The 22,457-nt window shown below is 74.4% G+C and carries 23 protein-coding genes; 10 read left to right on the top strand and 13 right to left on the bottom strand.

The window, feature by feature from the left end:
* Nucleotides 1-39: 39 nt before the first annotated feature.
* From ACWCXH_RS30255 to ACWCXH_RS30225, 7 genes are all read left to right on the top strand, one after another.
* Complete coding sequence (locus tag ACWCXH_RS30255) at nt 40-1,767, top strand: LCP family protein (protein WP_449804664.1); 1,728 nt, start codon at nt 40-42, stop codon at nt 1,765-1,767.
* A 96-nt stretch (nt 1,768-1,863) separates the two neighbouring features.
* Nucleotides 1,864-2,316 carry an SRPBCC family protein gene (locus tag ACWCXH_RS30250; protein WP_449804663.1) on the top strand — a complete coding sequence of 151 codons (453 nt, stop codon included), beginning with the start codon at nt 1,864-1,866 and terminating at the stop codon, nt 2,314-2,316.
* Nucleotides 2,317-2,485: 169 nt separating this feature from the next.
* Nucleotides 2,486-3,232 carry an HAD family hydrolase gene (locus ACWCXH_RS30245; protein WP_449804662.1) on the top strand — a complete coding sequence of 249 codons (747 nt, stop codon included), beginning with the start codon at nt 2,486-2,488 and terminating at the stop codon, nt 3,230-3,232.
* Nucleotides 3,229-5,637: a glycoside hydrolase family 65 protein gene (locus ACWCXH_RS30240; protein ID WP_449804661.1), complete on the top strand. Its 2,409-nt coding sequence runs from the start codon at nt 3,229-3,231 to the stop codon at nt 5,635-5,637. Before ACWCXH_RS30245 ends, ACWCXH_RS30240 begins: the two co-directional genes overlap by 4 nt.
* A gap of 194 nt (nt 5,638-5,831) precedes the next feature.
* Nucleotides 5,832-7,565, top strand: coding sequence for a pyruvate dehydrogenase (locus tag ACWCXH_RS30235; RefSeq protein ID WP_449804660.1), 1,734 nt, complete (start codon nt 5,832-5,834; stop codon nt 7,563-7,565).
* A 92-nt stretch (nt 7,566-7,657) separates the two neighbouring features.
* Entirely contained in the window at nt 7,658-8,290 is a 633-nt protein-coding gene (locus ACWCXH_RS30230; RefSeq protein WP_449804659.1) for a helix-turn-helix domain-containing protein, read from the top strand.
* Between the two features lie 10 nt (nt 8,291-8,300).
* On the top strand, nt 8,301-8,474 hold the full coding sequence (locus ACWCXH_RS30225; RefSeq protein ID WP_449804658.1) for a DUF6126 family protein: 174 nt from the start codon (nt 8,301-8,303) through the stop codon (nt 8,472-8,474).
* Nucleotides 8,475-8,489: 15 nt separating this feature from the next.
* Here the strand turns inward: ACWCXH_RS30225 and pdxR are convergent, their stop codons facing one another.
* Nucleotides 8,490-9,941: a MocR-like pyridoxine biosynthesis transcription factor PdxR gene (gene pdxR, locus ACWCXH_RS30220; RefSeq protein ID WP_449804657.1), complete on the bottom strand. Its 1,452-nt coding sequence runs from the start codon at nt 9,939-9,941 to the stop codon at nt 8,490-8,492.
* 185 nt (nt 9,942-10,126) lie between these two features.
* Here pdxR and ACWCXH_RS30215 point away from each other — a divergent pair, with 185 nt between their 5' ends.
* Complete coding sequence (locus ACWCXH_RS30215; RefSeq protein WP_449804656.1) at nt 10,127-10,816, top strand: alpha/beta fold hydrolase; 690 nt, start codon at nt 10,127-10,129, stop codon at nt 10,814-10,816.
* 1 nt (nt 10,817) lies between these two features.
* Here the strand turns inward: ACWCXH_RS30215 and ACWCXH_RS30210 are convergent, their stop codons facing one another.
* The 3 genes from ACWCXH_RS30210 to ACWCXH_RS30200 all read right to left on the bottom strand — a co-directional run bounded on the left by ACWCXH_RS30210 (nt 10,818) and on the right by ACWCXH_RS30200 (nt 12,979).
* Entirely contained in the window at nt 10,818-11,738 is a 921-nt protein-coding gene (locus ACWCXH_RS30210; RefSeq protein WP_449804655.1) for an undecaprenyl-diphosphate phosphatase, read from the bottom strand.
* A gap of 174 nt (nt 11,739-11,912) precedes the next feature.
* Entirely contained in the window at nt 11,913-12,104 is a 192-nt protein-coding gene (locus ACWCXH_RS30205) for a hypothetical protein (RefSeq protein ID WP_449804654.1), read from the bottom strand.
* Nucleotides 12,105-12,196: 92 nt separating this feature from the next.
* On the bottom strand, nt 12,197-12,979 hold the full coding sequence (locus ACWCXH_RS30200) for an NRDE family protein (protein ID WP_449804653.1): 783 nt from the start codon (nt 12,977-12,979) through the stop codon (nt 12,197-12,199).
* A gap of 203 nt (nt 12,980-13,182) precedes the next feature.
* Between ACWCXH_RS30200 and ACWCXH_RS30195 the strand changes: the two genes are divergently transcribed.
* Nucleotides 13,183-13,674 carry a carboxymuconolactone decarboxylase family protein gene (locus ACWCXH_RS30195; RefSeq protein WP_449804652.1) on the top strand — a complete coding sequence of 164 codons (492 nt, stop codon included), beginning with the start codon at nt 13,183-13,185 and terminating at the stop codon, nt 13,672-13,674.
* Between the two features lie 11 nt (nt 13,675-13,685).
* The gene (locus tag ACWCXH_RS30190; protein ID WP_449804651.1) at nt 13,686-14,495 is read left to right on the top strand and encodes an isocitrate lyase/PEP mutase family protein; all 810 of its coding nucleotides are present in this window, start codon (nt 13,686-13,688) and stop codon (nt 14,493-14,495) included.
* Nucleotides 14,496-14,556: 61 nt separating this feature from the next.
* Here ACWCXH_RS30190 and ACWCXH_RS30185 read toward each other — a convergent pair whose 3' ends face one another.
* The 9 genes from ACWCXH_RS30185 to ACWCXH_RS30145 all read right to left on the bottom strand — a co-directional run bounded on the left by ACWCXH_RS30185 (nt 14,557) and on the right by ACWCXH_RS30145 (nt 22,441).
* Complete coding sequence (locus ACWCXH_RS30185; protein WP_449804650.1) at nt 14,557-14,814, bottom strand: hypothetical protein; 258 nt, start codon at nt 14,812-14,814, stop codon at nt 14,557-14,559.
* Between the two features lie 43 nt (nt 14,815-14,857).
* Entirely contained in the window at nt 14,858-15,979 is a 1,122-nt protein-coding gene (locus ACWCXH_RS30180) for a cytochrome P450 family protein (RefSeq protein WP_449804649.1), read from the bottom strand.
* Nucleotides 15,943-17,412: a cytochrome P450 gene (locus tag ACWCXH_RS30175; protein ID WP_449804648.1), complete on the bottom strand. Its 1,470-nt coding sequence runs from the start codon at nt 17,410-17,412 to the stop codon at nt 15,943-15,945. The genes ACWCXH_RS30180 and ACWCXH_RS30175 overlap by 37 nt, the downstream gene beginning before the upstream one ends.
* Nucleotides 17,409-17,999: a GTP-binding protein gene (locus tag ACWCXH_RS30170; protein ID WP_449804647.1), complete on the bottom strand. Its 591-nt coding sequence runs from the start codon at nt 17,997-17,999 to the stop codon at nt 17,409-17,411. The genes ACWCXH_RS30175 and ACWCXH_RS30170 overlap by 4 nt, the downstream gene beginning before the upstream one ends.
* 46 nt (nt 18,000-18,045) lie before the next feature.
* A complete protein-coding gene (locus ACWCXH_RS30165; protein ID WP_329927484.1) occupies nt 18,046-18,393 on the bottom strand; it encodes a DUF742 domain-containing protein in 348 nt (115 codons plus the stop codon).
* A complete protein-coding gene (locus ACWCXH_RS30160) occupies nt 18,390-18,803 on the bottom strand; it encodes a roadblock/LC7 domain-containing protein (protein ID WP_449804646.1) in 414 nt (137 codons plus the stop codon). The genes ACWCXH_RS30165 and ACWCXH_RS30160 overlap by 4 nt, the downstream gene beginning before the upstream one ends.
* The gene (locus tag ACWCXH_RS30155) at nt 18,787-20,088 is read right to left on the bottom strand and encodes an ATP-binding protein (RefSeq protein WP_449804690.1); all 1,302 of its coding nucleotides are present in this window, start codon (nt 20,086-20,088) and stop codon (nt 18,787-18,789) included. The genes ACWCXH_RS30160 and ACWCXH_RS30155 overlap by 17 nt, the downstream gene beginning before the upstream one ends.
* Before the next feature lie 333 nt (nt 20,089-20,421).
* The gene (locus ACWCXH_RS30150) at nt 20,422-21,570 is read right to left on the bottom strand and encodes a PP2C family protein-serine/threonine phosphatase (protein WP_449804645.1); all 1,149 of its coding nucleotides are present in this window, start codon (nt 21,568-21,570) and stop codon (nt 20,422-20,424) included.
* Between the two features lie 301 nt (nt 21,571-21,871).
* Entirely contained in the window at nt 21,872-22,441 is a 570-nt protein-coding gene (locus ACWCXH_RS30145; protein ID WP_449804644.1) for a TetR/AcrR family transcriptional regulator, read from the bottom strand.
* Nucleotides 22,442-22,457 lie beyond the last annotated feature (16 nt).

Raw genomic sequence — 22,457 nt, 5'->3', positions numbered from 1 at the left:
TCATCACGGGCAGCGCTTCCGGCGGTGAAAGGTACGCGGATGGCAGGTCAACGGGGCGAGAGCCCGGCTCGTGGCAAGGGCGCGCCCGACGCGGCCACCACGGACGGCGGCAGCGCCGTCCCGCAGCCGCGCGCCGGAGGACGGGCCGAGGCCCGCCGGTCCGGACAGGGCAAGGGCGGCAAGGACGCCGCGCCCGCGGGCGGCGGCGGCCGGGCGGCGGCCCGCAACAGCCGGAAGCCGAAGAAGAACGTCAAGAAGATCGTCGCCTGGTCGGCGGCGGGCGTCCTGGTGCTGCTCGCCGGCACCGGCGGCGCGATCTACTTCAAGCTGAACGGCAACATCAAGTCCTTCGACGCGGACGCGATAGCCACCGACCGCCCGCCGGAGGCGCAGGCCGACGCGGACGGCAACAAGCCGGTCAACGTGCTGCTCATCGGCTCCGACAGCCGCGGCGGCACCAACTCCGACCTCGGCGGCGGCGACGACGGCGGCGCGCGCTCGGACACGACGATCCTGCTGCACGTCTACGCCGACCACAAGCACGCCGTCGGCATCTCCATCCCGCGCAACGCGATCGTCCAGATCCCGTCCTGCAAGCTGCCCAGCGGCAAGTGGACCAAGGCCGGCAACGACCTGTTCAACGCGGCCTTCTCGGTCGGCGGCAGCGACGCCGGCAACCCCGCCTGCACCCAGAACACGATCGAGAAGCTGACCGGCATCCGGGTCGACCACACCATCGTGGTCGACTTCAACGGCTTCTCCTCGATGACCAAGGCCGTCGGCGGCGTCGACGTCTGCCTGCCCAAGGCCATCTACGAGGGCGACATCAACCCCAACCTGCACAAGAAGGGCGAGCTCGTCCTCCCGCAGGGCAAGCAGACCGTGGACGGCCAGAAGGCGCTCGACTACGTCCGGCTGCGGCACGGCATCGGCGACGGCTCCGACATCGGCCGGATGAAGCGCCAGCAGGCGTTCATGAGCTCGCTCGCCAACAAGATCAAGACGGAGGGGCTGAGCCCCACCAACCTGCTGCCGCTCGCCGACGCCGCCACCAAGTCGCTGACCGTCGACCCCGGGCTGAGCTCCGCCGACAAGCTGCTGTCCTTCGGCCTGTCGCTGAAGAACATCGACATGCACAACCTCAAGTTCGTGACGGCCCCCTGGCGCTACCGCACCCAGGACGCCAACATCGACCTGGTCCAGCCGGACGTCCAGAAGCTCTGGGACACCCTCAAGGCCGACCACACCATCGACGGCCAGAACGCCACCGGCCAGCAGGACGGCGCCCCGGCCGCCCCGGCCCCGTCGCAACCCGCCGCCCCGAGCTCGGCCCCCGCGCCGGCCGGCGACGCCTCCAACGAGGCGGTCAAGGTTGCCGTCTACAACGGCACGCTCACCAACGGGCTGGCCGGCAAGGCGACCGAGCAGCTGAAGGCCGCCAAGTTCTCCGCCACCACGGCGGGCCAGGCGGCCAGCACGAAGTACAAGACCACCATGATCGAGTACGGCCCCGGGCAGAAGGCCAACGCCGACAAGGTCGCCGCGCTGTTCCCCGGCGCCACCGTGGATTCCGGCACCTCGCCGGGCGTCACCGTGATCGTCGGCAAGGACTTCGCGGGCGCCAACGGCGCCGCCACGACCACCAGCTCCACCCCCGCGGCCGGCACGTCGTCCACCCCGGCGCCGCTGCCCACCACCGTCACCAACGACGCCCGCTCGGCGGACGACGACATCTGCGCGAACACCACCTACGGCAGCGGCGGCTGATTCCACCCGCACACGACCGCACGACCCCGGGGCGCGTTCGCCCCGGGGTCGTGCCATGGTGGCTGAGGGGGGCCGCGGGCCACGAAAGGCGGACCCATGCCCGAGATCGCCCTGCAGATCGACATCGCCGCCCCCCGGGACGTCGTCCTCGCCGCGCTCAACACCCACGACGGGCTGACCAGCTGGTGGACCACCGCCGTCGACCGGGACGGCGACGACGTCCTGCTCTTCGACTTCCCCGGCGTCCCCGAGCCGTTCCGGCTGCGCCGCGAGCGCGCCGACCTCGACCGGGTGGTGTGGGCGAACGCCGGCGCGTTCCCGCCGCACTGGGCCGGCACCTGGATCACCTGGGACCTCGCCGAGCAGCCCGACGCCCCCGACCGCACCCGGCTGCTGCTGCGCCACGGCGGCTGGCAGCCGGGCAGCGAGGACGGCATCCCGATGGTGGCCGGCACCTGGGCGGAACTGGTCGTCCGGCTCAAGGACTACGCCCAGAGCGGCAAGGTGCAGCCCTACTTCGTCACCGCCAGGCGCCACGACCCCGCCTGAGCCCGCCGGGTGGCGGGATCGCCGCCGCGGGCCGATCGCGGTCGTGTGCACCCCCGCCCCGCCCCGGCCCGGCGCCCGAACCCCCGGGGAGCCACCCGTCCCGCGACGCGCCGCCGGGAAATCCGCGGCTTTCCCGGCATCACGAGCGATCCCGGGTAAGACTGCACCCATGCTGGGCCTACCGGACGACATCCGCGCCTTCCTCTTCGACCTCGACGGGGTCCTCACCCAGACCGCCATCGTGCACGCCGCGGCCTGGAAGGACACCTTCGACACCTTCCTGCGCGCCGAAGCAGCCCGCACCGGCGGGCAGTTCGTCCCCTTCGACGCGGTCACTGACTACGACACCTACGTCGACGGCCGCCCGCGCCTCGACGGCACCCGCGCGTTCCTGCGCAGCCGGGGCGTCGACCTGCCCGAGGGCACCGACGACGACCCCCCGAACGCCCGTACCGTGCACGGGATCAGCCTCGCCAAGAACGACACCGTCCTGCGCATGATCCGCGAGCAGGGCGTCAAGCCGTACGACGGCTCGGTCGCCTACGTGCGCCGGCTGCGGGCGCTCGGGCTGCCCAGAGCCGTGGTCTCCTCCAGCGCCAACTGCCGGGACGTGCTCCGGGCGGCGGGCATCGCGGACCTGTTCGACGTGGTCGTGGACGGGATCGTCGCGAAGCGCGAGGGCCTGTCCGGCAAGCCGGCCCCCGACACCTACCTGCACGCCGCCCGTGTCCTCGGCGTCGAACCCGCGCACGCCGCGGTCTTCGAGGACGCGCTCGCCGGCGTCGCCTCCGGCCGGGCCGGCGGCTTCGGCGCGGTGGTCGGCGTGAACCGCACCGGCCAGGCCGCCGAACTGCGCCGGGAGGGTGCCACCGTGGTCGTCGAGGACCTTTCCGAACTGCTGGGGGAGCAGGCATGACCGTGTCCGAGAACTTCGTCGTCGACCCGTGGCAGATCGCCGAACACGGCCTCGACCCGGCCGAGATGGCCCGCGCGGAGTCCGTCTTCGCGCTCTCCAACGGCCACATCGGCCTGCGCGCCAACCTCGACGAGGGAGAGCCGCACGGCCTGCCCGGCACCTACCTCAACGGCGTCTTCGAACTCCGCCCGCTGCCGTACGGCGAGGGCGGCTACAGCTACCCGGAGTCCAGCCAGAGCGTCATCAACGTGACCAACGGCAAGATCATCCGGCTGCTCGTCGACGACGAGCCCTTCGACCTGCGCTACGGCGAACTCATCAGCCACCGGCGCTGGCTGGACTTCCGCGACGGCCTGCTGCACCGCGAGGCCGACTGGACCTCCCCGGCCGGCCGCACGATCCGGGTCCGCTCCACCCGGCTCGTCTCGCTCACCCAGCGCGCCATCGCCGCCGTCGAGTACTCCGTCGAGGCGGTCGACGGCCCGGTCCGCATCGTGCTCCAGTCCGAACTCGTCGCCAACGAGCAGCTTCCCGGCGGCCCCGAGGGCGACCCGCGCGCCGCCGCCGTCCTGGAGGCGCCGCTCCAGCCCGAGGCCCACCACGCCGACGGGACGAAGGCCGTCCTGGTGCACCGCACCCGCTACAGCGGCATCCGGGTCGCGGCCGGCATGGACCACGTCATCGAGGGCCCGGAGAAGCTCGACACCGTCGCCGAGTCCGGCGCCGACCAGTGCCGGATCAGCGTCACCACCGTCCTCGAACCCGGACAGCGGCTGCGGCTGGTCAAGTTCATGTCCTACGGCTGGTCCGCGACCCGCTCGCTGCCCGCCGTCCGCGACCAGGTCGAGGCCGCGCTGACCGCCGCCCGGTACACCGGCTGGGACGGCCTCGCCGACGAACAGGCCGACTACCTGCGGGAGTTCTGGAACACCAGCGACATCGAGATCGACGGCGACGTCGAACTCCAGCAGGCCGTCCGGTTCGCCGTCTTCCACGTCCTCCAGGCCGGCGCCCGCAGCGAGGAACGCGCCATCCCCGCCAAGGGGTTGACCGGCCCCGGTTACGACGGCCACAGCTTCTGGGACACCGAGACCTTCGTCCTGCCCGTCCTCACCTACTGCCTGCCCACCGCCGTCAACCAGGCCCTCCGCTGGCGGCACTCCACCCTCCCGCTCGCCCGCGACCGGGCCGCCCAACTCGGCCTGGCCGGCGCGGTGTTCCCCTGGCGGACGATCCGCGGCGAGGAGTGCTCCGGCTACTGGCCGGCCGGCACCGCCGCCTTCCACATCGGCGCCGACATCGCCGCCGCCGTCGCCCGGTACGTCCGGGCCACCGCCGACATCGACTTCGAGCGCGAGTACGGGCTCGAACTCCTGGTCGAGACCGCCCGGATGTGGCGCTCGCTCGGCCACCACGACGCCGCCGGCAAGTTCCGCATCGAGGGCGTCACCGGCCCCGACGAGTACAGCGCCGTCGCCGACAACAACGTCTACACCAACCTCATGGCGCAGGCGAACCTGCGCGCCGCCGCCGAGGCCGCCGGCCGCCACCCCCGCGAGGCCGCCGCGCTCGGCGTCGACACCGAGGAGACCGCCGCCTGGCGCGACGCCGCCGCCGCGATGTACGTCCCGTACGACGAGAGCCTCGGCGTCCACCCCCAGGCCGACGGCTTCACCCACCACCAGGTCTGGGACTTCGAGCGCACCCCGCCCGAGAAGTACCCGCTGCTGCTCCACTTCCCGTACTTCGACCTCTACCGGAAGCAGGTCGTCAAACAGGCCGACCTCGTGCTCGCCATGCAGGTCCGCGGCGACGCCTTCACCGACGAGCAGAAGGCCCGCAACTTCGCCTACTACGAGCGCCTCACCGTCCGCGACTCCTCCCTCTCCGCCTGCACCCAGGCGGTCATCGCCGCCGAGGTCGGCCAGCTCGACCTCGCGTACGACTACACCGCCGAAGCCGCCCTCATGGACCTCCACGACCTCAGCGGCAACACCCGCGACGGCCTCCACATGGCCTCCCTCGCCGGGGCCTGCGTCGCCCTGGTGGCCGGCTTCGGCGGCCTGCGCGACCACGGCGAGACGCTCTCCTTCCGGCCCCGGCTGCCCGCCGGGCTGACCAGGCTCGGCTTCTCGCTGATGGTCCGCGGCATGCTGCTCGGTGTCGAGATCACCCACGACGGCACGACGTACACACTGCGCCGGGGCGAGACCCTGCACCTGCAGCACGACGGCGAGACGGTCCAGCTCAAGGCCGAGGAGCCGGTGACCCTCCCGGCCACGGTCCCACCCGCCCAGGAGCGCTGCTCCCAACCCCCCGGCCGCGAACCCGCCCGCCGCCAGGCCCAGGCCGGCGTGGCCGCGGGCAAGGTGGGCCAGAGCCCCGACCACCTGGCGGCGGAATAGCGGCTTCCCGGCTCCCGCACCCCACTTCCTCATCCGCCCCTCGCGCGGTTCCTCCCCCGGCCGGACGCTGGGGGAGGAACCGCGCGAGGCGGAAGGCGCGGACCCGCACTCGACCGCCGACAACCCACCGGCTCCCCTCACCCGTTCGCCCCACCCCGAGTGCACGCCCCGCCGCCCCACCGGAGGGTTCACGTGTGGCAACCGTGGCCGAACAGATGGTGGAAGTTCTCCGGCAGGCCGGCGTGCAGCGGGTCTACGGCGTGGTCGGCGACAGCCTCAACCCCGTCGTCGACGCCATCCGCCGGGCCGAGGGCATCAGCTGGGTGCACGTCCGCAACGAGGAGGCCGGCGCCTTCGCCGCGGCCGCCGAGGCCGAGCTCAGCGGCCGCCTCGCCGTCTGCGCGGGCTCCTGCGGCCCCGGCAACACCCACCTCGTCCAGGGCCTGTACGACGCCCAGCGCAGCGGCCTGCCCGTCCTCGCGCTCGCCTCCCACATCCCGTCCGGGCAGATCGGCACCGGCTTCTTCCAGGAGACCCACCCCGAGCGGGTGTTCACCGACTGCAGCAGCTGGTGCGAGATGCTCTCGACCCCCGCCCAGCTGCCCCGCCTGCTGCGGATCGCCGTCCAGCACGCGCTCGGCGCCCGCGGCGTCTCCGTCCTCGCCTTCCCCGGCGACGTCGCCGCGCTGCCCGCCGCCCGCCCCACCGGCACCGGCCACTTCCTCACCGAGCAGGCCGTCGCCGCCCCGCCCTGGTCGCAGGTGCAGGCGCTCGCCGAACTGCTCAACGCGGCCCGCCGGGTGGCCCTGTTCTGCGGCGCCGGCGTCCGTGACGCGCACGCCGAGGTGCTGGCCGTCGCGGAGGCCCTGCGAGCGCCCGTGGGCCACTCGCTGCGCGGCAAGGAATGGATTCAGCACGACAACCCGTACGACGTCGGGATGAGCGGCCTGCTCGGCTACGGCGCCTGCCACGAGGCCCTGCACGGCGCCGACCTGGTGGTGCTGCTCGGCACCGACTTCCCGTACGACTCGTTCCTCCCGCAGGCCCGCACCGTCCAGGTCGACCACGACGCGACCCGGCTCGGCCGCCGGACCGTCCTGGAGCTGGCCGTCCACGGGGACGTCGCCGCCACCCTGCGGGCCGTCCTCCCGCTGCTGGAGCCGAAGCCGGACCGGTCGTTCCTCGACGAGATGCTGCGCAAGCACTGCAAGTCACTGGAGGACGTCGTCGGCGCCTACACCCGGGACATCGACAAGCACCTGCCGATCCACCCCGAGTACGTGGCCTCGGTGCTCGACGAGGTGGCCGCCGACGACGCGGTGTTCACCGTGGACACCGGCATGAACAACGTCTGGGCCGCCCGCTACCTGCAGCCGAACGGTCGCCGCCGGGTGATCGGCTCCTTCCTGCACGGCTCGATGGCCAACGCCCTCCCGCACGCCGTCGGCGCCCAACTCGCCTGCCCGGGGCGGCAGGTGATCGCGATGGCCGGCGACGGCGGGATCGGCATGCTGCTCGGCGAGCTGCTCACGGTGGTCAAGCACCGGCTGCCGGTGAAGACCGTCGTCTTCAACAACGGCGCGCTCGGCATGATCAAGCTGGAGATGCTGGTCTCCGGCTACCCCGAGTGGGAGATCGACAACGGCGACGTGGACTACGCCGGGATCGCGCGGGCGATGGGCATCCCGGCCAAACGGGTGACCGAGCCGGGGCGCGTGCGGGAGGTGCTGGCCGAGGCGCTGGAGCGTCCCGGGCCCGCGCTGGTGGACGTCGTCACCGACCCGAACGCGCTGTCCATCCCGCCGTACATCACGGCCGCCCAGCTCAAGGGCTTCGCCCTGGCGGCGGGGCGGACGGTGCTCTCCGGCGGGGTGGGGCGCATGATCGACCTGGCCCGGAGCAACCTGCGCAACATTCCACGACCCTGAGCCGTTCCGGGTCGCGCCGACCGCCTCGTCCGGCGCTTTGCCTGGCAGGCAAATTTCTTGCCCGTGCGGCACGCGAGGTGTCCACTGGTCACATGACCACCAGCCCCACCGGTGCCGCCGCAGGCGACCAGCTCGACGACCAGGAGGTCGCCGGCCTCGCCGCCCGCCTCCGCGAGCACCGGCTCAGCAGCCGCCTCACCCTGGAGGTGGCGGCCGCCCGGGTCGGACTGTCCCCAGCCTATCTGTCCCGGCTGGAGACCGGCCGGCGCCAGCCGTCGCTGCCCGTCCTGCTCGGTCTCGCCCGCGCCTACGGCACGTCCGTCTCGGGGCTGCTGGGCGAGGCGATGACCGAGCCCGACCCGGTGGTCCGCGGCGGCGTCATCGAGCCCGGCCGGGCCGGGGGCTGGGGCTACCGCCGGGCCGGCGCGCCCGGCCGGGCCATGCAGGCCCTGCGGGTCCACGTGCCGCCGGGCGTGCAGGACGCCGTCGTCCGGGTCCACCCGGGCGAGGAGTGGCTGTACGTGCTCCAGGGCGCCCTGAAGCTGACCCTCGGCGACCGCGCCCACCACCTGGACGTCGGCGACTCCGCCCACTTCGACTCGCTCACCCCGCACTGCATCGCCGCCGAGTCGGCGAACGGGGTCGAGCTGCTCTTCGTCCACACCCTGCTGCAGAGCCCCGGTGGCGAACTCTGCCTCGGCGGCGGCCCTGCCGCACCGCACTGAGGAGACAACCATGGCCGCTGACCCGACCACCCACATCTCGACCCCCGCCGCCCCCAAGACCATCGACGCCGGCAAGTGGGCCAACCGCCGCGTCGCCGTCCGCCTGGTCATCTACACCGCCGGCATCCACGCCTTCGCCGGCTTCATCATGCTCCTGTTCGAACTGGGCGGCCGCAACAAGTAGGCCGGGAACCGGACTTCACGCGCTGCGCAGCAGCCCGCACAGCGCCTCCAGCGCCGCCGGGAACGCGTGCTCCGGCGGCGTCCCGTACCCGATCACCAGCGACGGCGGGCCGCTCGCGGCGGCACCGTCCGCCCGGTGCCAGGAGAGCCCGTTGAGCGACACCCCGGCCGCCGCCGCCCGCGCGAGGAGCTCGGCCTCCGACGGTCCGTCCGCCGGGAGCCGCAGCACCGCGTGCAGCCCCGCCGCGATGCCCGTGACGCGGACGTGCGGGGCGTGCTCGGCGAGGGTGGCGACCAGCCGGTCCCGGCGGCGCCGGTAGTGCAGCCGGCAGCGCCGCACGTGCCGGTCGTAGGTGCCGGAGGTGATCAGTTCGGCGAGCGTCAGCTGGTCGAGCACCGGCGACATGTGGTCGGCCAGCTGCTTCAGCCGGGCCACCGGTTCGACGAGTGCGTCCGGCAGGGCGAGCCACGCCAGCCGCAGGCCCGGTGCGAGGCTCTTGGCGGCCGTCCCGGCGTACACCACGCGTTCGGGGTCGAGCGCCTGCATCGCGCCGAGTGGCTGCCGGTCGTAGCGGAACTCGCCGTCGTAGTCGTCCTCGATGACGTACCCGTCGTGCTCGCGCGCCCACCGCACCGCCGCCGCCCGCCGTTCGGCGGCCAGCGGCGCGCCGGTGGGGAACTGGTGGGCGGGGGTGAGCAGGACGCCCCCGACCCGGTCGTCGAGCAGTTCCACCCGGGCGCCGTGCTCGTCGAGCGGGAGCGGCACGGTCGCGAGCCCGGCCGCGCGGACGGTGGCGAGCTGCGGCGGCAGGCCGTACTCCTCGACGGCGAGCGCACGGGCGCCGCGCTCCCGCAGGGCCGCGCAGAGCAGCCCGAGGCCCTGCGTCACGCCGTTGCAGACGAGCAGGCGGTCGGGGTCGGTGCGGACCCCGCGGACGCGTGCCAGGTAGTGGGTGAGCGCCTCCCGCAGTTCGGGGCGCCCGAGCGGCGATCCGTACCCGAGGGCCTCGTGCGGCGCGGTGGCGAGCGCCCGGCGGGCGGCGGCGAGCCAGGCGGTGCGGGGGAAGAGCGAGAGGTCGGGCCGTCCGGACATCAGGTCGTGCCGGACGGGCCGGCGTTCCGGCGCCGGCCGGGTGGTCCCGGGCGCCGGCGGGCGCGGCGCGGCCCTCCCCCAGCCTCCGGCCGGGGGGACCCCCATGGCGACGGTGGTGCCGGAGCCCTGCCGGGAGGTGAGCCAGCCCTCGCCGGTGAGCTGCCCGTACGCCTCCACGACGGTGTTGCGGGCGATCCCGAGGTCCTCCCCGAGCGCCCGGGAGGACGGCAGCCGGGTGCCGGGGGCGAGCCGCCCGTCCTGGACGGCCTCGCGCAGCGCGTCCTCCAGGGCGGCCCGCAGCCCGGCCCCGGCGGCGCGCCGCTCGGTGAGGTCGAGGTGCAGGTCGCCGCCGAACGCGGTCCAGGAAGTGCTCATCGACGGGATTATCCCGCGCGGCCCCCGCGCCGGGGGTGCCGGCGGTCCCGCGATCCCGGCCGTTCGACGATCGCCCGCCCGATGCCGCGCGAACCGCCCGTGACGACCGCCGCCCTGCCGTTCAGCACCGCCCCTCCCGCTGCTCGGCCCTCGGTGTGCCACGTCTGCGCGCTACCGTGCCGCTCATGGCGAACTATGTACTCGTGGCAGGCGCGTGGCTCGGCGCGTGGGCGTGGGACGAGGTGGCGGCGGAGCTGCGCGCGGCCGGGCACGGGGCGTACCCGCTGACGCTCTCCGGGCTCGCGGAGAAGCGGGGCGTGACCCCGGCCGGGCAGGAGGTCCACGTGCGGGACGTCGTGGCCGAGGTCGAGCGGCTCGACCTGCGCGAGGTCGTCCTGGTCGGGCACAGCTACTCGGGCATCCCGGTGGGCCAGGCCGCCGAGCGGATCGGCGACCGGCTGGCCCGGGTGGTGTTCGTGGACGCCAACGTGCCGCAGGACGGCGAGTCGTTCGTCTCGGTCGCCGGGAACGGCCAGGAGGTGGCGGTGGCCATCGCGCGGAACGACGGCTACTGGCCGCCGCTCACCGCCCCGGACTTCGCGGGCCAGGGGCTCACCGACGAGCAGATCGCCCGGATCGTCGCCGGTTCGACGCCGCACCCGGGCGCCTCGCTGACCGAACCGGCCGTCCTGGCCGACTCGTTGGCCGAGCTGCCGGCGACGTACGTCAAGTGCCTGCTGGACTGGCCGGAGCCGTACGGCCACGCCGCCGAGCTGCTGAAGGGCGAGCACTGGCGGCTGGTCGAGCTGGACACCGGGCACTGGCCGATGTTCTCGCGGCCGCGCGAACTCGCGGCCGTGCTCCAGGAGTCGTAGGTCAGAGGGAGAGGTAGACCGCGCTGCCGGCGCCGGCCACGAAGCAGTAGATCGCGAACGGCGTCAGGCTGCGGGTCTCGAAGTACTTGGTGAGGAAGCGCACCGACACGTACCCGGCGACGAAGGCGGCGATGCTGCCCACCACGACCGGGCCGAGGACGGCGGAGTTCTCCGGCTTGAACAGCTCGGGCACCTTGAGCGCCGAGGCGGCGATGATCACCGGTGTGGCGAGCAGGAAGGAGAACCGGGCGGCGTCCTCGTGGTGCAGTCCGCGCAGGATGCCGGCGCTCATGGTGACGCCGGAGCGGCTGATGCCGGGGAACAGCGCGAGGATCTGGGCGGCGCCGATCCAGGCGCCCTGCTTGAAGCTGAGCCGGGCGAGCCGGTGGTCGGAGGCGATCGCCGGGTCCAGCCCGGCCTCCTCGGTCGGCGGCGCGGCGTGGCCGGCCCGCCGGCGGCCGGTGCCGCCGCGCTTGAGGCGCTCGGCGCCGAGCAGCACGAGCCCGTTGAGGGCGAGGAAGACCGCGGCCGGTACGGGCTTGCCGAGGGCGTTGCGCAGGGCCTTCTCCAGGGCGAGACCGGCGATGCCCACCGGGATGGTGGAGATGACGAGCAGCCACGCGAGCTTCTCGTTGCGGGTCTGCACGCGGCGGTGGCGGATCGAGCTGAACAGGCCGCCGACGACCCGGAGCCAGTCCTTGTAGAAGAAGACCACCAGCGCGAGCGCGGTGGCCAGGTGCAGGCCGACCAGCACGGAAAGGTAGGCCGAGCCCTCCGCGGTCATGTCCAGGTCGTGCTGGATCTTCCCGCCGATGATCGCCGGCAGCAGGATGCTGTGGCCCAGGCTGGAGACCGGGAAGAGTTCCGTCACACCCTGCAGCAGGCCGACGCCTATCGCTTCCGGGTAGGTCAGGGTGGACATCGCGCACCTTCGCTCGGAGGTCTGATCAGGGGGAGCCCCGGCGAAGCTACTACGGGGATGTAGACGCCCGGCAGGCCTGCCGCCGGAAGTTCATCGAGTGGACGTCTGACCGAAACCCGGCGGGCCGCCCGCTCGGACCCGCCCGCTCGGACCCGTCCGCTCGGCCCCGCCCGCTCAGGCGGCGGCCGGGTGCGCGGCCCGGGCGTGGGAGATCAGCACGTGCACCCACCCGGCGAGCAGCGCGCCGGAGGACACCGCCCGCTCGGCCGCGTGGCTGAGCGCCAGGGCGGCGCCGGCGGCGACGAGCGCGGTGCCGGCCACCAGGAGGACGGCGGGCAGCACGTTCGCGGGGCGGCGGCGGTTCATCGTGGTCCTCCCTCGTGGCCGACGGAGGACCACGATGCAACCTCCCGTTGCGGCAGGTTCAAGTCCTTCCGCGGGCCGCCCGCCCGGTCGGGTCAGCCGAGCGGCACCCGCCGCCACGCCGCGCCCCCGGCGGGCACCGGGGCCGGCCCGAAGTCGTACCGCAGCAGGTCCGGCCCGAGGGCGAGCAGCGAGATCGAGGACGAGCCCCAGATCCGCCCGTCGCCGAAGTCGCGCCGCTGGACGAGCGCCGCGTCGTCGTCCGGCGCGAGCCCGTCCCCGGAGACGATCGGCAGCCAGGCGCCCCACGCGTCCTCGACCGCCTTGTCGGCGCCCGGCTCGGGCCGGGGTTCGGCCGCGAAGCGGGCCCGGAAGTGGTCGGCGCGGGCGGCCATCAGGGCGCGGATCCGCTCGGAGGCGGTCCGATTCCCGGCGAGGCCCTCCAGCCCGTCGTTGAGCACGACGCTCAGGCCGGTCGGCAGCTCGTTCTCGGTGAGCCGCCCGTCGCCCCAGCTGGCGACCCGGGCGCCGGCCGGTCCGACCAGCACGAGGTGGAACGGGTCGTACGGGGTGAGGTCGAGGTGGCCGATGCCGCCCTCGCGCACGGCGACCAGCGGCAGTTCGCCGCGCGAGAGCCGGGTCTCGGCGGGGGCGAGCGGCCCGAAGCCGTTGAGCAGGCAGGCGGCCGTCCGCCGTCCGGGGTCGACGGCGAACCAGGTGCCGCCGGCGGCGAGGTCCAGCCCACCGACCAGCGACGGCCGGTCCGGCCAGTGGCGGGCCGGCGGCAGCCAGCGGCGCCCCAGGTACTCGTCCCGGACGGAGAGGAGCAGGACGGGCACCGCCGCCCCCGGCTCGATGCTGACGAACGCCGTACACACGATCCTGGCCCCCTGACCTCGTCCTGCCAGTGATCCTCGCACGTTGGTTCGTGCGCCGGAACGGTCGGAGCGCCCGGCGAGCGCCCGGCGAGCGCCCGGCGAGCGCCCGGCGAGCGCCCGGCGAGCGGCCCGGGAACTGGCCCAAGAACACCACTGGTGAATGCACCAGGGCAGGGGGCCACTCCGCCCCTAGGCTGGCGGTCATGACGACGACGAACGAGACCGCGAGCACCACCGACGCGCCGGTCCCCGCGCCCGCCCAGCGCCTCGCGATGCACCGGCTCGCCCCCGAGTACTACAACGCGATGATCGCCGTGGACCGCGCCTCCCGGACCGGCCTCGACCCCAGGATCACCGAACTGGTCAAGGTCCACGCGTCGATGATCAACGGCTGCGCCTTCTGCATCGACATGCACGCCACCGACGCCGCCGGGCACGGCGAGCAGGACCACCGCCTGCTCTCCCTCCCGGCCTGGCGCGAGACCCCGTGGTTCACCGCGAAGGAGCGCGCCGCCCTGGCGCTCACCGAGTCCGTCACCCTGCTGACCCAGGGCCATGTGCCGGACGCGGTCTACGACGAGGCCGCCGCCCACTTCGAGGAGGCCGAGCTGGCCCAGCTGATCGCCCTGATCGCCACCATCAACGCCTGGAACCGGATCGGCGTGACCTCGCGCCTCAGCCCGGCCGCGAAGTGAGGGGAGCAGCCGTGACGACCCAGAACGTCAAGGCCCGGCTCCTGCACGATCTGCACCGCCCCGGCGAGCCGCTGGTGCTCGCCAACGTCTGGGACGCGGTGAGCGCCCGCCTGGTCGCCGCGGCCGGTGCCCGGGCCGTCGCGACGGCCAGCGCGAGCGTCTCCTGGACGCTCGGCAGCCCGGACGGCGGCGGCGCCGACCGCGACCTGGTGCTGGCGCAGACCGCGCTGGTGGTCCGCGCGGTGGAGCAGCCGGTCACGGCCGATCTGGAGGGCGGATACGCGCAGACGGCCGCCGGGGTCGGCGAGACGGTGACCGCACTGCTCGCCACCGGCGCGGTCGGCGTGAACCTGGAGGACGAGGGCCGCCCGATCGCCGAGGCGGCCGAGCGGATCGCGGCGGCCCGGGCGGCGGCGGACGCGGCCGGCGTGCCGCTCTTCGTGAACGCGCGGACCGACGTCTTCCTGCACCGACTCGGCGAGCCGGAGGGCCGGTTGGACGAGGCGGTGCGCCGCCTGCGGGCCTACGTCGAGGCGGGCGCGGACGGCGTGTTCGCCCCCGGCACGGCCGACCCGGAGACGATCTCCGCGCTGGTCGCGGCGGTGCCGGCCCCGCTCAACGTCCTGGCCGCGCCCGGTTCCCCGTCCGTCCCGGAGCTGGCCGGGCTCGGCGTGGCCCGCGTGAGCCTCGGCCCCGGCCTCGCCAAGGTGGCGTTCGCGGCGGTCCGCCGGGCCGCCGAGGAGGTGTACGCGAGCGGCACGTACACCGCCCTCGACGGCGGGCTGACCTACCCGGAGCTCAACGGGCTCTTCCGGTCCTGAAGGGCCTGGCCCGAAGGCCTGGCCCCAAGGCCGACAGGCCGGCCGACCGTACGGGGGTCGGTCAGCCGATCTGCCCGCTGAGCCCGGGGTGGGCCATCTGGTTGGTCCCGATCTTCTCCACCTCCCGGGCGGTGTGCCCGACCACCGGCAGCTTGCCGGCGGTGTGGATGGCGAGGTCGGCCGGGGAGGCGGTGAGCCCGTCGGTGAGACCGCCGGTGGCGTCCGGGGAGGACGCGGTCTGGCTGGTGGCGGAGGCGGCGGGCGCGGCGAGGGCGAGGCCCGCCATGGTGAGGGCGGCCAGGGTGGCGAGTTTCTTCATGCCCTGCCGAACGACCCGGGCCACCCCCGGGTAACCGGGTGGCTCAGACGGTCACCCGCAGGGTCCGCACGCTGTTGCTCACGAACGAGGCGATCGGCTCCGGCGCCTCGCCCTCCGCGAGGGCGAGGCCCGGGAACCGCTCGAACAGGTGGCGCAGCGCCGTCTCCGCCTCCAGCCGGGCCAGCCCCGAGCCGAGGCAGAAGTGCGGCCCGTGCCCGAGCGACAGGTGCCGGTTCGGCCGCCGGGTGATGTCGAAGCGGTCGGCGTCCGGGTGGTGCCCGGAGTCGCGCCCGGCCGCCGCGTACGAGGCGAGCAGCGCCTCGCCCCGCCGGATCACCACGTCCCCGACCTCGATGTCCTCGATCGCGTACCGCAGCGGGAACTGCCCGACCGGCGAGTCGTGGCGCAGTGTCTCCTCGACCACCGCCGACCACGGCTGTTCACCGTCCAGCACCAGCCGCAGCTGCTCCGGGTGGGCCAGCAGGGCCCGGACGGCGTTGGTGATCAGGTTGAGCGTGGTCTCGTGCCCGGCGACCAGCATCAGCAGCAGCGTGCCGACGAGTTCGGCCTCGCTGAGCCGCTGCCGGTCGGGGCGGTGGCCGGCCTCGCGCGCGGCGATCAGGTCGGTGGTCAGGTCGTCGCCGGGCTCGGCCCGCTTGGCCGCGACGACGCCGGCGAGCAGCGCGTTCAGACCCTGCTGCGCGGCGACGGCCGCCGCCGGGGTGGCCGCGCTGGAGACGAGCGTGTCGGCCAGCTCGTGCAGTTCGTCCTGCTGCTCCGCCGCGAGGCCGAGCAGTTCGCCGATCACCTGCATGGGCAGCGGGTACGCGAAGTGCGCGCGCAGGTCGAACGGGCCCGTCAGCTCCGCGACGGCGTCGAGCAGGGCGACGGTCCGCGCCTCGACGGCGGGCGCGAGGCCGGCGATCCGGCGCGGCGTGAAGGCCTGGCTGACGAGTCCGCGCAGCCGCCGGTGGTCGTCGCCGTCGGCGGTGATCATGCCGGGCACGGTGACGAAGCCGAGCAGCGGCCAGCCCTCGGGCAGGCGTCCCTCCCGGAACTCCGTCCACAGATGGGGGTTCTTGCCGACGCGCGGATCGGCGAGCAGCGACTGGAGGGTGTCGTGGTGGGTTATCGCCCAGACCACCACCCCGCCAGGGAGCTCCACCAGGACCGCCGGGCCGGCGTCCCGGAGCCGGGCGTTCTCGGTGTGCTGGTCCCGTCCGAAGGGGTCGAGTCGGACGGGCCGGGGGCCGGTTCCTCGGGGAGCGTCGGTGGTGTCCATGCGGGCCTCTCGGGGGCGGGCGGTCGGGGCGGGGTGAAGGCGCTGTAGAGCACCGGCAGGCTGAGCAGCGCCCGCGACCACGGGGACGGCCGCCAGGCCAGCTCGGTCGGCGGGACGGCGAGCTGGAGGTCCGGCAGCCGGTGCAGCAGGGTCTCGACCGCGGTCTCGACGATGATCCGCGCCGGGTGCTGCGCCGGGCAGACGTGCCGCCCGGCGCCCCAGGCCAGGTGGGCGCGGTTGCCGCCGAGCGAGCCGTGCGCGGCGGCGGCGACGCCCTGCGCGGCCGGGTCGGCGTTGGCGGCGGCCAGGCCCAGCACGAGCATGTCCCCGGCGCTGATGTACTGGCCGCCGAGCACCGTGTCGGTGGTCGCCCAGCGGCCGGGGAAGTTCTGCGTCGGCGGGTCGCGCCAGAGCACCTCCTCCAGCGCGTCGGAGACGGTGAGCCGGCCGCCGGTGAGGGTGGCCCGGAACCGGCGGTCGGTGAGCAGCAGGCGCAGCGTGTTGCCGGTCCAGTTGATGCTGGTCTCGTTGCCCGCGACCATCAGCACCACCAGGTGGTGCACCGCCTCCTCGTCGGTCAGCCCGGCCGGGTGGGCGAGCAGCCAGGAGGTGAGGTCGGCGCTCGGGGTAGCCCGGCGGCGCCGGACCAGGTCGACCAGGATGGCCTGGAACTCGGCGCTGGCGCGCACCGATTCGGTGCCGCTGTCCACGAAGTGGCTGATCAGCTCGATGAGTCGGGGTCCGGCCGCGGCGGGCAGGCCCACCAGCTGGGTGAAGACCAGCAGCGGCAGCGCGCGGGCGTACTGGGCGATCAGGTCGGCGGTGCCGTCCGGGCCCCAGCTGTCGATGAGCCCGTTGGCGGCGGCCTCGGTGGTCCCGCGCAGCTGGTGGTGGTCGATCTGGGCGAGCGTGTCCGCGACGGCGGCGCGCAGCCGCTGGTGCTCGGCGCCGTCCAGGTTGAGCAGGGTGGGGCGCCACGAGGTCATCGGCAGCAGCCGGGAGTCGGCCGCCAGCCGGCCCTCGGCGGGCACCCGCCAACGGCGCGAGTCCTTGGAGAACAGCGCCTCGTTGCGGGTGAGTTCAAGCAGTTCGGCGTAGCCGACGACGAGCCAGGCCTCGACCCCGGGCTCCAGCTCGATCGGCGCGACCGGGCCGTGGCGGGCGCGCAGCCGGGCGTACAGGCCGTGCGGGTCGTCGGCGACGGCGGCACCGTACAGCGGGGTCGGCGGGCCGCCCGTGGGCATTGCGCTGCCGGGCAGGCCGCCACCGTGGCCGACGGGGCACCCGGAGGCCGCCGGCGGTTCGGGCGCGGTCATCCCTGGAGCTCCAGGACGGACGTCCGGTGCAGGTGGTCCACGAAGTCGATCAGCAGGTCGTACGACTGGCGCCGGTCGCGCGCGTCGCAGTACAGGATCGGCACCTCGGGCAGCACGTCGAGCGCCGAGCGCAGCTCCTCCTCGGGGTAGCTCGGTGTGTCCGGGAAGACGTTGACGGCCACCGCGAACGGGATCCGCTGCTCCTCCAGCCGGCCGAGCACCTCGAAGCTCTCGTCCGGCCGGCGCAGGTCGACCATCGCGATGGCGCCGAGCGCGCCGCGCGACAGGTCCTCCCACAGCGGCCAGAACCGCTGCTGCCCGGGCGTGCCGAACAGGTACAGCGCGAGCCGGGGGTTGAGCGTGATCCGGCCGAAGTCCAGCGCGACCGTGGTCGTGGTCTTGTCGCCGCGCCCGGTGAGGTCGTCGACGCCGCTGCTCGCGGCCGTCATGGTCTCCTCGGTGCGCAGCGGGGCGATCTCGCTGAGCGAGCCGACCAGCGTGGTCTTGCCCACCCCGAAGGGGCCGGTGACCAGGATCTTCACCGCCCCCTGCACGGAGGACGGCAGGTACTGCGGGTCGGCGGGCACTTCGGCGGACCGGGCCCCGGCGGGCCGGGCTTCAGCGGACCGGGCTTCAGCGGAGTTGGCGGAGGCCAACGAGCACCTCTTCCAGGAGGGTTGTGGGCAGGCGTTCGGCCTGCGGGACGGGCGGGAGCACCTGGACGGCGCCGAGGTCCCACAGGTCGCCGACCAGCACCTTGACGACGCCGAGCGGCAGCCCCAGGTGGGCCGCCACCTCGGCGATGGACAACAGGCTCCGGCAGAGGCCGAGGATGCGCCGGTGCTCCCGGTTCAGCAGGGCGTGGTCGGGGAGTTCGGGCGCGTCCGGCAGGACGCTGACCAGGCTCTCGATCGCCAGCTCGGGCCGGGTGGAGCGGCTGCGGCCGCCGGTGATGACGTACGGGCGGACCGGCCCGTTCACCGAGGGCCCCCCGCCGCGTGGTCGACCCGCGGCGGGCTGGTGAGGTGGGTGCCGATCCGCTCGACCAGGACCTGCATCTGGTAGGCGACCAGGCCGGCGTCGACCGCCTCGCCGGTCACCACGGCCAGGTGCGCGCCGGCCCCGGCGGCGACGATGAACAGGTACCCGCCCCCGTACTCGATGATGATCTGCCGGGTGGCGCTGCCGGGCCCGCCGAAGCCCGCCGCGACCCCGCGCGCCAGCGACTGCAGGCCGGAGCAGGCGGCGGCCAGACGCTCGGCGTCCTCGCGCACGATGCCCGCCGTGCGGCCGATCTCCAGGCCGTCGTTGGAGACGACGACGGCGTGCTGGACCTCGGGCACGGCGACGATGTCGGCGAGGAGCCAGCCGAGGTCAGGGGTGGTGGTCATGGAACTCTCCGGAGCGCTGGGGAAGTCGGGGGGAAGGGGGACGGAACGGGTCGTTGTGGGCCTGCGCCCGGGCGGCCGATCGGCCGCTGGCGGTGCCGGCCTGGAACATCGCCATGAACGCCTGCGCGTCCCGGGCCGAGCGGTACGGCGGGACGGGCGGCGGCTGGGGAGCGGCGTGCTGCGCGGCGCTCCCGGCCCGGTCACGCCGGTGGCTCCGGCGGGGCAGCGGCGGCGGCGCGGGGTCGCCCGCCGGGGCACCCGCCGAGGGGGGAGGCCCTGCGGGCATGGGAGTTGCGGGCGGTGGGGTCTCCACCAGGGGATGGCCGCCCACCAGGGGGGACTGGCGGGGGCCGGCGCCGAACGCCCGGTCGTCCGGCCCGAGGCCGGGGACGGTCGGCGGAAGCGGTTCGGTGAGCAGCGCGTTCGGCAGCAGCAGGACGACGCGCACACCCCCGTACGGTGACGGCGCCGAGCTGAGCGTGACCCGGAAGCCGTACTGCTCGGCGAGCCGGCCGACCGCCGCGAGGCCCAGCTGCGGCACCTCGCCCAGCCGGGACACCTCCAGGGTGCTGCCGCCGGCGAGCGCGGCGGCGGCCTTGGCGACGGCCTGTTCCGGCATGCCGACGCCACCGTCGTCGATCTCGATGACGGCGCCGTTGTGCACCGGCATCAGGGTGACGAACACCTGGGTGCTGGGCGGGGAGTAGCGGGTCGCGTTGTCCAGCAGTTCGGCGACGGCGTGGATCAGCGCCTCGGCGGCGGCGCCGACCACGGCGGTCTCGATCCGGCTGCGCACCACGACCCGCTGGAACGGCAGGATGCGCGACTGGGCGCCGCGGACGACGTCCTCCAGGGGGACCGGCTCCGGCCAGTGCCGGCCGGCCCGCGCGCCGCACAGCACGGCCAGGGTCTGGGCCAGCCGGGCCTGTTGGGCCGCGGCGTGGTCGGCCTTGAGCAGGCCCTCCAGCAGTGCCGGGTCGTCGTGGGTGCGCTCCATCTCGTCGAGCAGGGCCTGCTGGTCGTGGGCCATGACGAGGATCCGGCGGGCGACGCTGAGGAAGGCCCGCTGGGTGGAGGCGGTGTGCTCCTGCTCCTGCTGGACGACGGCCAGTTCCTCGCCCCGGCGGGAGAGTTCGGCGGCGAGTTGCTCCTGGAGCCGGGCGACGTCGCGGCGCAGCCGCTCGGACCGGCGGCGGTGGGTGGCGGAGACCGCGTGGTAGCGGGCGGCGGTCACGAGGGCGAGGGCCGCGAGCACGCCGGCCGCCGTTGCGCACCACTGAGTCATCGTCACGCCGCGAATTCTAGGGTGATGATCCTACGAAGGTGTGAACGGATCTCGCCAAGTGACCGGATCTCGTCAAAATCGAGTCAATTCGGCGCCAATCCAACCTCGTTCGCCAACGATCGGGGCGTGGGGCGGGCGCATGTCCACCCCGGTTCCTCCCTACTCGGACACTTCGGACACGCCCGGGTGGCCGAGTCGCGTTCCGGGATGTGAGGGGAATGTGTGCAAGGTGTTACGGGAGGGATCACATCCGGTGCAGGAGCGGCAGGGCCACGTCGTCCGGCCGGGAGCGGCGCTCGGTCGCGTTCGGGGTCGGCAGGTCCGTCGCCCGGGTCAACCCCTGCCGCGTCCGGCGGGGCCCGTACCGGGCGGACCGACGGGCCCCAGTCGCCGCACCAGCACCAGGGTCCGGTCGTCGGCGATGTCCTGCGCGACGGTCCGCACCAGCTGCTCCGCCGCGCCCCGGACCATTTCCTGCTGCGTGCGGCGGGTCCGCACCACCGGCTCCGCGGCGGCCAGCAGCCGGCCCACCCCTTCGTCCAGGTCCCGGCCCGGCACCTCCACCAGGCCGTCGCTGAACAGCAGCAGTGAGTCCCCGTGGGCCAGCCGCCCGGTCGACGCCGGGTAGGGCGCGCCCGGGATCAGGCCCAGCGCCGGGCCGCCGTGCGCGGCGAGGTCCCAGCAGCCGCCGTTCGCCCGGCGGTACCGCGCGGCCGGCGGGTGGCCCGCGTTGAAGAGGCGGTAGTCGCCGGTCGCCGGGCGCAGCGCGAGGTGGACGGCGGTCGCGAAGTGGTCCTCCCAGCCCATCCGGACCAGGTGGTCGTTGGCCGCCGGCAGGAACGCCTCCGGCGGCACCCGCCCCAGCAGCATGCCGAAGGCGCCCGACAGGTGCGTCGACCGGGCGGCGGCCCGGCTGCCCTTGCCCGACACGTCCACCAGCAGCAGCTCCAGCAGGTCGTCCTCGGGGCGGTGGGTGCAGAGCAGGAAGTCCCCGGAGAACGAGGTGCCGCCGGCGGGGGCGAGGGCGCTGTCGAAGTGCCAGTCCAGCAGGCGGTCCGGGAGCCGGGCGAGGGTCCTGGTGTGCTCGGCCAGTTCCAGCAGCATCGAGTCGCCCTGGGTGCCCCGCAGCCCGAGCCGGTGCCGGGACCGGTTCGTCACCAGCACCGTCGCCCCGGTGGCCGCCAGGACGACGGTCACGCCGATCCGCACCCCGTGCGGGTTCTGCAACGCGGCCCCCAGCGCACTGCCCGCGAGCGCGGCGCACACCAGCACCAGCAGCCGCCCGCGCGGCAGCACGAGCCCGCCGACCACCAGCGGCAGCACCAGCGCCGACGGCGGCCAGCTGTACGGCAGCGCGATCGGCAGCAGCCCGAGCGCCACCGTCAGCACCAGCAGCGCGACGAGCGTGTCCCGCTCAGCCCGCGCGTCCCCGTCCAGCAGCCGCCAGTACCACCGCCGCACCCTCCCTGTCAGTGCGGGCACAAGACCTCCGCCAAACGGTGGGCGGTCCCCGGTCATGACCCCCCAGTCAGCCCCGCCACACTAGCCCCAGCAAAAACGTTCCTTCACTCGCCACCCCGCACGAGAAGTCGACCCCACCGACGTCTCACGCGCCTTGGGGGGCGAGCAGAACCGTTTCCTCACTCGCAACGCCCCACGTGCAGCCGCGCCGCACGAAAAGTCGGCGCCATCGACTTTTCGCGTGACCCTCCGCCCTGCCGTCACGTCTTCTCCCCCCGGGCAGCAGGAACGGTTCGTCCCCCGCCGGCCCCCTCCCGTCGTCTCAGGGCTTCGGCCAGGTGCGGAGGCCGCTGGTGAGGGTGGTGATGAGGCGGTCCTGGGTGGTGGTCAGGTCCTCGGCGAGTTGGAAGGCGCCGGCGATCGAGAGGGACGCGAAGCCGTGCGCGAGGGAGCGGACGGTGCGGGCGGCGTGGATGGCCTCGGAGCCGTCGAGGCCGTACTCGCGCAGCACCGCCACGATCACCCCCACCAGCCGCGCCGCCGCCGCGCTCAGGTCGCCGTCCGCCTGCGGCGCCTGCGGCAGGGCGTTGTAGCGGTGCGGGTGCGCCAGCGCGTACGCGTGGTACGCGCGGAGGACGGCGGCGACGGCGTCGTCCCCGCTGCGCCCGAGGGCGGCGTCCGCGAGCCGGGCGGCCAGTTCCTCCGTGACCCGTACGGCGATGAGCCGCCGGAGTTCGGTGAGGCCGCCGCTGACGTGCTTGTACAGCGACGGGGTGGCGACGCCGGCCCGGGCGGCGACGGCGGCGAGGGTGAGGCCGTCCGGTCCCTGGTCGTCGATGAGGGCGAGGGCGTGGTCGACGACCTGCTCGGGCGTCAGTCCGACTCGGGGCATGGGCTCGGTTTCTCCG

It is taken from the genome of Kitasatospora sp. NPDC001660 (assembly GCF_053596725.1).
This window is presented reverse-complemented; position numbering and strand designations above follow the sequence as displayed.

Excerpts from the sequence above, each read along its gene's own strand:
- ACWCXH_RS30210 (WP_449804655.1), bottom strand. The coding sequence starts at position 11,738 with ATGTCCACCCTGACCTACCCGGAAGCGATAGGCGTCGGCCTGCTGCAG.
- ACWCXH_RS30155 (WP_449804690.1), bottom strand. The coding sequence starts at position 20,088 with ATGACTCAGTGGTGCGCAACGGCGGCCGGCGTGCTCGCGGCCCTCGCC.
- ACWCXH_RS30205 (WP_449804654.1), bottom strand. The coding sequence starts at position 12,104 with ATGAACCGCCGCCGCCCCGCGAACGTGCTGCCCGCCGTCCTCCTGGTG.
- ACWCXH_RS30240 (WP_449804661.1), top strand. The coding sequence starts at position 3,229 with ATGACCGTGTCCGAGAACTTCGTCGTCGACCCGTGGCAGATCGCCGAA.
- ACWCXH_RS30245 (WP_449804662.1), top strand. The coding sequence starts at position 2,486 with ATGCTGGGCCTACCGGACGACATCCGCGCCTTCCTCTTCGACCTCGAC.
- ACWCXH_RS30255 (WP_449804664.1), top strand. The coding sequence starts at position 40 with ATGGCAGGTCAACGGGGCGAGAGCCCGGCTCGTGGCAAGGGCGCGCCC.
- ACWCXH_RS30145 (WP_449804644.1), bottom strand. The coding sequence starts at position 22,441 with ATGCCCCGAGTCGGACTGACGCCCGAGCAGGTCGTCGACCACGCCCTC.
- ACWCXH_RS30230 (WP_449804659.1), top strand. The coding sequence starts at position 7,658 with ATGACCACCAGCCCCACCGGTGCCGCCGCAGGCGACCAGCTCGACGAC.
- ACWCXH_RS30185 (WP_449804650.1), bottom strand. The coding sequence starts at position 14,814 with ATGAAGAAACTCGCCACCCTGGCCGCCCTCACCATGGCGGGCCTCGCC.
- ACWCXH_RS30225 (WP_449804658.1), top strand. The coding sequence starts at position 8,301 with ATGGCCGCTGACCCGACCACCCACATCTCGACCCCCGCCGCCCCCAAG.
- ACWCXH_RS30160 (WP_449804646.1), bottom strand. The coding sequence starts at position 18,803 with ATGACCACCACCCCTGACCTCGGCTGGCTCCTCGCCGACATCGTCGCC.
- ACWCXH_RS30175 (WP_449804648.1), bottom strand. The coding sequence starts at position 17,412 with ATGACCGCGCCCGAACCGCCGGCGGCCTCCGGGTGCCCCGTCGGCCAC.
- pdxR (WP_449804657.1), bottom strand. The coding sequence starts at position 9,941 with ATGAGCACTTCCTGGACCGCGTTCGGCGGCGACCTGCACCTCGACCTC.
- ACWCXH_RS30195 (WP_449804652.1), top strand. The coding sequence starts at position 13,183 with ATGACGACGACGAACGAGACCGCGAGCACCACCGACGCGCCGGTCCCC.
- ACWCXH_RS30215 (WP_449804656.1), top strand. The coding sequence starts at position 10,127 with ATGGCGAACTATGTACTCGTGGCAGGCGCGTGGCTCGGCGCGTGGGCG.
- ACWCXH_RS30250 (WP_449804663.1), top strand. The coding sequence starts at position 1,864 with ATGCCCGAGATCGCCCTGCAGATCGACATCGCCGCCCCCCGGGACGTC.